The organism is Clostridium tanneri, from assembly GCF_033659955.1.
GTDB lineage: Bacteria > Bacillota > Clostridia > Clostridiales > Clostridiaceae > Clostridium_AM > Clostridium_AM tanneri.
In genome coordinates this window covers 1-8,340 of the sequence record NZ_JARUJP010000044.1, presented here as the reverse complement: position 1 = coordinate 8,340, position 8,340 = coordinate 1, and the positions used below count along the sequence as shown (strand labels likewise).

Sequence of the window (8,340 nt, the reverse complement as noted above, 5' to 3'; positions counted from 1 at the left end):
ATTACTGTTGCGAGGTTTATTTGTTATTTTGGAAGATTGTATTTGATAAGATTTAAACCTTTTAAGCTTGAATATTTGATTGTTCAGAATGCAGTAAAAGTCCACAGGACAAAAATAGATGAAACAATGAATAGTCATCAAGATCTTTTAAATCAATTTGCATAATTTTTGATATACAATTCAGACGATAAATTACGGTATGTCGATGGACAAATAGATGGTCTGCTGTGGCAGTAATGTTACGGCCTTGCATGATAAACGTCTGTAAACAACGTAACAATTCTACACCATATTTTTTATCTTTTGTTAAGAGATGTTTAATTCCTGGGTACAGAAGACTATCCCAGGGGCTGTTTTTTTTAAATAATTCTAATATATAGGAAGAGTAGTGCTTTTGAAAGCTATAAACGGTGGCACATTCGCTATTTGTGTTTTCTAATGTAATCTGACACTGCATATAAGCTTGGTGCATTTCTAGGAGATTGCTAAATACCATACTAAAAGCTCCCTTAAATGAGATAGTAGATAAAAAATCCGTTAGATTCAAATGATGTTTAGTATCATTATAGCTTTCTAAGTTATAGTCAAAAATCACGATTTGATTTTCGTGACAAAAGAGCATGTCTGTTTTGAAAAATCTGTTAAAGTTTAGTAGATAACTTTTTATAGAAAATTTATCCGTTGAAATATGGCTAAGTGGTCTAAAACACCATAAATAGAATTTATCTTCTGTTCTTCTACCTTTTAAAGAAAGATTGTATGAAAGTACACTTTTTTCTATATGCTCTCCTCGCAAAAGCTGATTTATATACCAAGGAGTTTCAGATACGTATGACTGATACTTTTCAGAATTTAAAAGTGCACTCTCCATGAATTTCTGTATAAAATGTAGGTTAGCATATTCCATACTGGTAATTGGTGCGTTAATATCTGTAGTTGCAATGCACCCAAAAGGTGTATCGTTAATATGAATTCCTGCAATAAGGCGATTTATATTGCGATAGCGATCATTGGACTTATAGTAAAAAGGCATTGGATTTGACTGCAATTGGGTAGCTACATAATTATTCTCAAAAGAAACCTCTTTTGGCGAATACCCATTTTTTAAGACAAAGCCCCACAGGGAATCTTCTATATTTTCTGGTATATGTCCAGATTTTAGCAGCAGAGACTGGCTGTTATCAAATAATGCAACTGGATTCCTTAAAAAGAGGCTACAAAGATCAAAAATAGTCTGTAGGGATTTTCCTTGTAAGATGGCTTGGTTAACAGATTCCATCCACTGGTGATAGCTATCAAATATATCTTGAATACTAGAGAGAATATGATAAATTTCTCCCTGTTCTGGCATGAGAATTACTGATTGAAATTTTTGGTCAATGTATTCTTCATCTATAAATCCTATACAGAGAAAGTGTAAGGATTTGTCAGGAATGATATTTTTTAATTGCTGCGGATAGATAATATATAGAATACTTTTAGACAAAGCCTCGCAATGTTCCGCATAAATACGTACACCTGAAAGATCAAATGTAATTTTTTCTTCCGTTTTCAAACAGCAATTCTCTATACAAATTTTTTCATAAATATTATAAATACTTAATTGCATACGTGCCTCCTTTATATGTGGACAAAAATGTACAAATTAATAAATGAATTTTACTTATTATATGTCCAATGACAGAAAATAGCAAGTAAATTATAATAATAATTAAGAAACAACATAGGATTGTACAAGTATTGTAAACGATATATGCTTTATGGAGTTTCATGAAGAAAATAATTATACGATAGTGTATAAGAGGAGGGCTTATTATGTTTGAAACAATTAATGAAGGAGCATTTACTTTATTTAATGCTGGAGGAAATTTTGTACCATTTGAGTACACAGGTTACAAGGATGAAATTCTAGCATCAAAAGACACAGCATATCTTGGAACATCGTTGAATGATTCACCAATTTATGATGTAAAAGGTCCAGATGCAGTAAAATTTTTAAACTCAATTTGTACCAATGATTATTCAAAATTACAAGATGGCGGAATCCGTCATGCTGTTATTTGTAATGAAAAGGGACAAATAATGGCAGATGGTGTCGTTATGAGAATTGCAGAAGACACATACCGTACCTATTGGATGATGCCAGTTATCGATTACCTGATAACTAAGACTGATATGGATGTTGAAGGGGTTAACATGACAGGAAAGGAGTTTTTCTTCCAGATTGCAGGACCAAAATCTTTAGAAATTTTAGAAAATGCCTCTAAGAGTGATTTGCATGATATAAAATTTGCACGACATCGTATAGCTAAATTTGCAGGAACTGATGTACGTGTTCTTCGTCTTGGTATGGCTGGGACTCTTGCCTATGAGCTTCATGGTGATATGGAAAAATGTGATGAAGTATACAAATGCATCTGGGATGTTGCAAAGACTTATGGCGCAAGGAAATTAGGGCGTATGGCATATTGCATGAATCATACAGAATCGGGACTTCCGAATATCAACATGCATTATCCACTTCCATGGTATGAGGATCCAGGTCTTGCGGAATATCTCGCAGATAAACCTATGTCTGGATTTTTTAACCTGAATCGTCGTTTAATCGGAAGCGTAGGGGATGATTTAGACATTCGTTTCATGACACCTTATGATGTAGGTTGGGAGTTTTTGGTTAAATTTAATCATGATTTTATAGGAAAAAAATCATTGGAGGAAATTTCAAAAAATCCCAAAAGAACCATGGCAACATTAGAATGGAATGCAGATGACCTAGGAGAAATCTTTGCTTCTCAATTCAGAGGACAAGATATTGAGCCTTATGAAAGCATGGATGGCCGTCCAATGGATATGTATTACAACTGTGGTTTTTCCTTCATTTACCATGCAGATAAGGTAATGGATGGAGATAAGATGGTTGGAATTTCTACAGGAAGGCTTCATAGTGTTTATTATAAGAAAATGATTTCACTTGGATTTATAGAGAAGGAATATGCTATAGAAGGAAAAGAACTTACTGTAATTTGGGGAACACCTGGAACTCCACAAAAAACTATTCGTGTTAAGGTAGCACGTACTCCATATATGAATCTTGAAAATAACAAAGAGATTGATGTAGAAGCAATTCCACGTTATCAAGGATAGCTTTAATTTGAAGATATAAAGGAGAAAACTTCAATGACAATCTATGATATTTTTAAGATATAGAGAACTATATAAAGCTATTAAGTAATAAGAAAATATATATATGAAAATACTGGGCTTTTATACTAAAGTATATGTTGTAAAAGCTTAGTATTTTTACCGCTTTATCACACTTATTTATAAGTAGTACAATATTATTTTGATAAATAATAGATTTACTTTCGTTGATAACACTCTCTAAGTGATGGCATAAGTGTAATAATAATTCAGCATCAGGATTACTTTCAATTTTTACATTAAGTTCAAAGAGATTTTCTTTAAGCTTAAGACCTAAATAATTTAGTCTTTCGTCAATATCACTTTGACTAGAAAACTTTCCGTCAGGCAGGTCAGCCCTAAAAAGCTCGTAAACTGCTTCCTTAAAACGGATTTGAGATCTGTCTTTTTGAATCTCGGAAGAAATCAAATTACTTAAAAGCTGAACAAGATAGTCATCACTTTCTTCAAAAGATTTTTCATTTTCTGTTATAGAAACAGAAGCAACTAACTTACCCATGACGTCAATTCTACCTGCAATCAAATTATAGGGTATAAATTCACATTTATTAACACGTACTGGAGACTTATTATTAAAAAGAACTAATATATTTTTTTCTCTTATTAATTTTCCCAAATGATAAGGAAAACGACCTTGCTTTAAGAAGTTATGATTATTCATGTTCATATTTTTACTATAGACAATAACTCTAGAAGTCAAATCTTGAACAAGTGCAAAATTCCCTAAAATTCCACCTGCTACATCTACTAAATACTGAAGTCCCTTATCCTCTAGAAAAGCATTCAACAATTTATGTAAAGAGCTTGCTATTAGTGTAAAAACGTAGAAGCTCTACAAATAAAAGTGTAGGTAAATCAATAATTTATTAATTTTGAAAAGATACTAAAATATTTTACAATAAGGAGGATTTAATATGAGTAATCTAAAGTACAAGCATCTTTTTGAACCAATTCAATTGGGAAAAACATTATTTCGTAATAGGATTTTTGCATCTCCACAGGATTATCCGGGATTAACTAGCAATAGATTTTTAACTGAAGAAGCAGCTTATTTCTATGAAAGGAAAGCAGTTGGTGGTTTTGCGTCTGTATGTGTGGGCGACATGATAATTGACGCTAAAGTGGGCCGTAGTCATCCATTTCAGATGAGAGGTAATGATTTTATGGGTAAAGTCAGCCTTACTCGTACTAGTACTGCTATCGCACGTCACGGAGCTGTAGCAGCTATAGAACTATGTCATGCCGGTCAAAATGCAAGCCTTGACCTTATGGATGAAAACAAAGGTTTTGTTTATGGTCCTGTCGATGGAATTCGTCCAGATGGTGTTAAAATCCGAGCGATGAATGATGAACAAATTGAGGACTTGATTATGTCATATTCTGATGCAGCTGCCTTTGCTAGACAGTGTGGCTTTGGTATGATTACCCTTCACGGTGGACATGGTTGGCAGATGACTCAGTTTATCTCAGAACGTGATAACAAACGTAAGGACAAATGGGGCGGCTCAATCGAAAATCGCATGCGTTTCCCATTAGCAGTAATTGAAGCAATTCGTAAGAGGATTGGTTATGCTATTCCAATAGAATTCCGTATGAGTGGAACTGAAAGTCTGCCAGACGGCTATGATATTGATGAAGGTATAGAAATTGCCAAGGTTTTAGATGGTAAAGTTGATGTGATTCATGTCTCAGTAGGACATCATGAAATCGATTCAGCATCTATGGTTACGCATCCTCCTATGTTCCTGCCAGATGGGTGTAATGTGAAGTATGCTGCAGAAATTAAAAAATATGTTAAAACACCTGTTGCTACTGTTGGTGCTTTGACAAATCCTGAAATGATGGAAGAAATAATTGCTTCTGGTCAGGCTGATATCATAAATCTTGGCCGCCAATCTTTAGCTGATCCTGATCTACCAATTAAAGCGCGTATTGGCCTTGAAGATGAAATTAATCCATGCTTGCGTTGTTTTAACTGCTTCTCAAATAGTACTGTAGGAGGTGTTTTCTACTGTGCAAGTAACCCTGAAATTGGGCGAGAACAATCCAGCATGACTGCAATACCTCCTCTACATAAGAAGACAGTCCTTGTTGCTGGCGGTGGTATAGGGGGAATGCAAGCAGCACTTACTGCAGCGAAACGTGGACACAAAGTTATCCTCTGTGAAAAATCAGACAAGCTAGGCGGAGCTCTGTTATGCGAAGAGAATATTCCTTTTAAGGCAAACCTTTCTACATATCTTAAACAACAAGCATTAAAGGTGTCTCGTGCTCAGATTGAAGTACATCTGAACACAGAAGTTACTCCGGAAGTTGCCGAATCTTTCAAACCTGATGTTATCATTGCTGCAATTGGTGCTCGTCCTATGATACCTATAATAAAAGGTATTGACAGTAAGAATGTTGTTGGGGCAGAACAAGTTTATTATAATCCTGAAATTACAGGTAAAAATGCTGTTATTATGGGTGGAGGATTGGTTGGCCTTGAACTTGGTATATTCCTTTCACAAAAAGGTCACAACATCACTATTGTAGAAATGGCTAATGGCACGATTGCCACTCCACCTCCAGTAACCGGTACTTCAAATCGTATGAGTGGAATTATGGATGTTAGTCTTGGACATCCTCTTGTTCATGGTGTAGCCTTAAAGGAAGAGTTGAAGAAACTTCCTAATATAAAGATATGTTCATCTACTAAGGCCCTTGAGATTACAGAGGAAGGTTTGATTGTTGAAGATACTAATGGTATCAGAACTATTGAAGCAGATACAATAATTTATGCTATTGGTCAGAAACCTTTGCGTGAAGAGGCTTATGCGTTGTCTGATTGTGCACCAGAATTCTATCAAATTGGAGACTGTGTAACACCGAAGAACATTTATGAAGCAACATCTGTCGCTTATCAGATTGCAATGGATATAGGTAGATTTTAATTCCTATAATGACTGATTTAGCCATGTACAGGGATAGTGAATTGGGAAATCAATTTACTATCCTAAGATGTTCTGCGTAGCTGAAGGAAGTAAGCAGGTTGAGCTTCATTGATTCATCAACCATTTTTTACTAGAGATTCAGCCAATATATAATACAATGCAAGTTTATAATTCGGGAAATGATATGACAATATCAAAGGAGGATATATATGGAAAATAAAAAAACAAAAAACTATGCTTGGGTGATTTTAATTGTAGCCTGTTTAGCAATTTTTTCACCTAGTTACACTCAATATCAGCTATCGCCTATATATAAAGATTTGATAACAAAGTTTTCATTAAGTAACAGTCAATTTACTAGCGTTTTTTCTGCACCTATGATACCAGCAGTCTTTTTGAGTTTGATCGCTGGCCTCTTAGTTGACCGCTTTGGAGTTAAGGTTGTTATTACAGTTGCATTAACTATTTCAGCAATTGGAACCACCTTACGTATAACAGCTGGGACTTATAGTATACTGTTTATTTCTATGCTTATGGCTGGATTTGGAGCTACTTTTCTTAATGCTAATGGAGCTAAAATTTTATGCGGATGGTTTCCAACTGAAAAAGTTAGCATGGTAATGGGGGTTTTTCTTGCAGCTTCAAATATTGGTATGACTATTGGAATGGGGACAACTGCAATGATTCCATCTATATCCAATGCTTTTTTTATAGCAGCGGTAATTAGCATTATCGTTGTTATTATATGGATTATTTTTATGAAAAATCCTAGTTGTTCAATTGGAGATAAACCAGATGCACTGCCAATTGGAGAATGCTTAAAGGTCGTAGTAAAAAGTCGACCAGTATGGATAGTTGGGTTATGTTTAATGTTTATTCTTGGAGCTAATATTGTTGTTAGTTCTTTCTTACCAGCGGCCCTTATATCTAGAGGAATCAGTGCAGTCTCTGCCGGAGTCTATGCGTCTATGGTTGCGATTGGTAGTTTAATAGGATGCATTCTGGCTCCAGCAGTAGCATTAAAGCTTAAGAATGCTAAGTTATTGTTGTTTAGCCTTAGTATTACATCTGCAATATTTGTAATCTTCTCATGGAAAATGCCAGAGGGGCTTCTTTTAGGCATATGTTTATTAACTACAGGAGTTACTATAGGTGGGTTAATGCCGCTACTGATGTCAATTCCAATACGTTTGAAAGAGATTGGCCCAACTTATGCTGGCACAGCTGGTGGTTTTACTGGAACAATCCAACTTTTAGGTGCAGTTATTATACCTACTTATATAGTAGTACCTTTATCGGGAAATAACACAAATATGTTATTTGTTTTAGGTGGTATTTGCATGGTACTTGTATGTATTGTTTGTCTAGCATTACCGAATTTAGACAAGCAGTAATCTATGTATTGGTAACTTAGTTTCTCAAATTTATTTACAAAGAAAAATAATAAATAATATTAATAACGTGTAATTATAGAATAATTTAAAATGCAGATGATAGAAGGCAGTGATTATACTACGAGGTCATAATAATTACTGGGAGTGATTACTTTGAAACTGAGTTTACAGATGATAGCAGATAGAATTATGCACTTTAAACCTAGGATTTACCTTAATAAAACCGATAAGCCAATAATTAAGAGTGTTAAGCTAATGAGTAGGGAACCATGGAGTGTTGACTCTACAGCTATATATATTGCTAAGTCCGACTATTTCCAGAAAGGGTACTTAAGTGAAAATGGTACAAACCTTTTAGTAATAGGCAATGATGAAGAAGTGAATAGCTTTTTCAACGAATCAAGTTACAATGTGATAATAATAGACGCTAAGTATGAACTTGAAAGTGTCCTTAATGAAATACAAAGTATCTTTGAGTTCTACAATGACTGGGAAGATGAGATTCAGGATTCTATTATAAATAACAAAGGACTTCAGAATCTAATAGATAAGAGCTATAAGGTGTTTTCTAATCCAATGTTTTTGTTGGATTCAGCCTTTATAACTCTTGGATATAGTAGAGAAATAGATGCGAATGATTTGGATTCACTATGGTCAAGTGTAGCAAGTGAAGGTCATATGGATTTAGCTATAATTAGATCTCTTCGTGATACTGGAACTCTGGAATATCTTAATACGTTGAAATGTGCAACCATTTTTAAACATGAAGGTAGCAAATATAAATCAATTGTAGTAAATATATGGAGTGGTAC

General features: G+C 34.4%; 6 protein-coding genes. 4 read left to right on the top strand and 2 right to left on the bottom strand.

Going from position 1 to position 8,340, the window contains the following annotated elements:
* Positions 1–61: 61 nt before the first annotated feature.
* Positions 62–1,609 carry a PucR family transcriptional regulator gene (locus P8V03_RS18510; protein ID WP_318799301.1) on the bottom strand — a complete coding sequence of 516 codons (1,548 nt, stop codon included), beginning with the start codon at positions 1,607–1,609 and terminating at the stop codon, positions 62–64.
* Positions 1,610–1,815: 206 nt separating this feature from the next.
* Between P8V03_RS18510 and P8V03_RS18505 the strand changes: the two genes are divergently transcribed.
* The gene (locus P8V03_RS18505) at positions 1,816–3,144 is read left to right on the top strand and encodes an aminomethyl transferase family protein (RefSeq protein ID WP_318799300.1); all 1,329 of its coding nucleotides are present in this window, start codon (positions 1,816–1,818) and stop codon (positions 3,142–3,144) included.
* A gap of 67 nt (positions 3,145–3,211) precedes the next feature.
* Here P8V03_RS18505 and P8V03_RS18500 read toward each other — a convergent pair whose 3' ends face one another.
* On the bottom strand, positions 3,212–3,991 hold the full coding sequence (locus P8V03_RS18500) for a hypothetical protein (protein WP_318799299.1): 780 nt from the start codon (positions 3,989–3,991) through the stop codon (positions 3,212–3,214).
* Between the two features lie 124 nt (positions 3,992–4,115).
* Between P8V03_RS18500 and P8V03_RS18495 the strand changes: the two genes are divergently transcribed.
* The 3 genes from P8V03_RS18495 to P8V03_RS18485 form a co-directional block, all read left to right on the top strand.
* Positions 4,116–6,134 carry an oxidoreductase gene (locus P8V03_RS18495; protein WP_318799298.1) on the top strand — a complete coding sequence of 673 codons (2,019 nt, stop codon included), beginning with the start codon at positions 4,116–4,118 and terminating at the stop codon, positions 6,132–6,134.
* A gap of 209 nt (positions 6,135–6,343) precedes the next feature.
* Positions 6,344–7,528: an MFS transporter gene (locus tag P8V03_RS18490; RefSeq protein WP_318799297.1), complete on the top strand. Its 1,185-nt coding sequence runs from the start codon at positions 6,344–6,346 to the stop codon at positions 7,526–7,528.
* A 153-nt stretch (positions 7,529–7,681) separates the two neighbouring features.
* The coding region (locus P8V03_RS18485; RefSeq protein WP_318799296.1) for a hypothetical protein at positions 7,682–8,340 on the top strand (659 nt) is incomplete at its 3' end.

Coding starts and splice junctions, on each gene's coding strand:
- P8V03_RS18505 (WP_318799300.1), top strand. CDS start 1,816: ATGTTTGAAACAATTAATGAAGGAGCATTTACTTTATTTAATGCTGGA.
- P8V03_RS18510 (WP_318799301.1), bottom strand. CDS start 1,609: ATGCAATTAAGTATTTATAATATTTATGAAAAAATTTGTATAGAGAAT.
- P8V03_RS18495 (WP_318799298.1), top strand. CDS start 4,116: ATGAGTAATCTAAAGTACAAGCATCTTTTTGAACCAATTCAATTGGGA.
- P8V03_RS18490 (WP_318799297.1), top strand. CDS start 6,344: ATGGAAAATAAAAAAACAAAAAACTATGCTTGGGTGATTTTAATTGTA.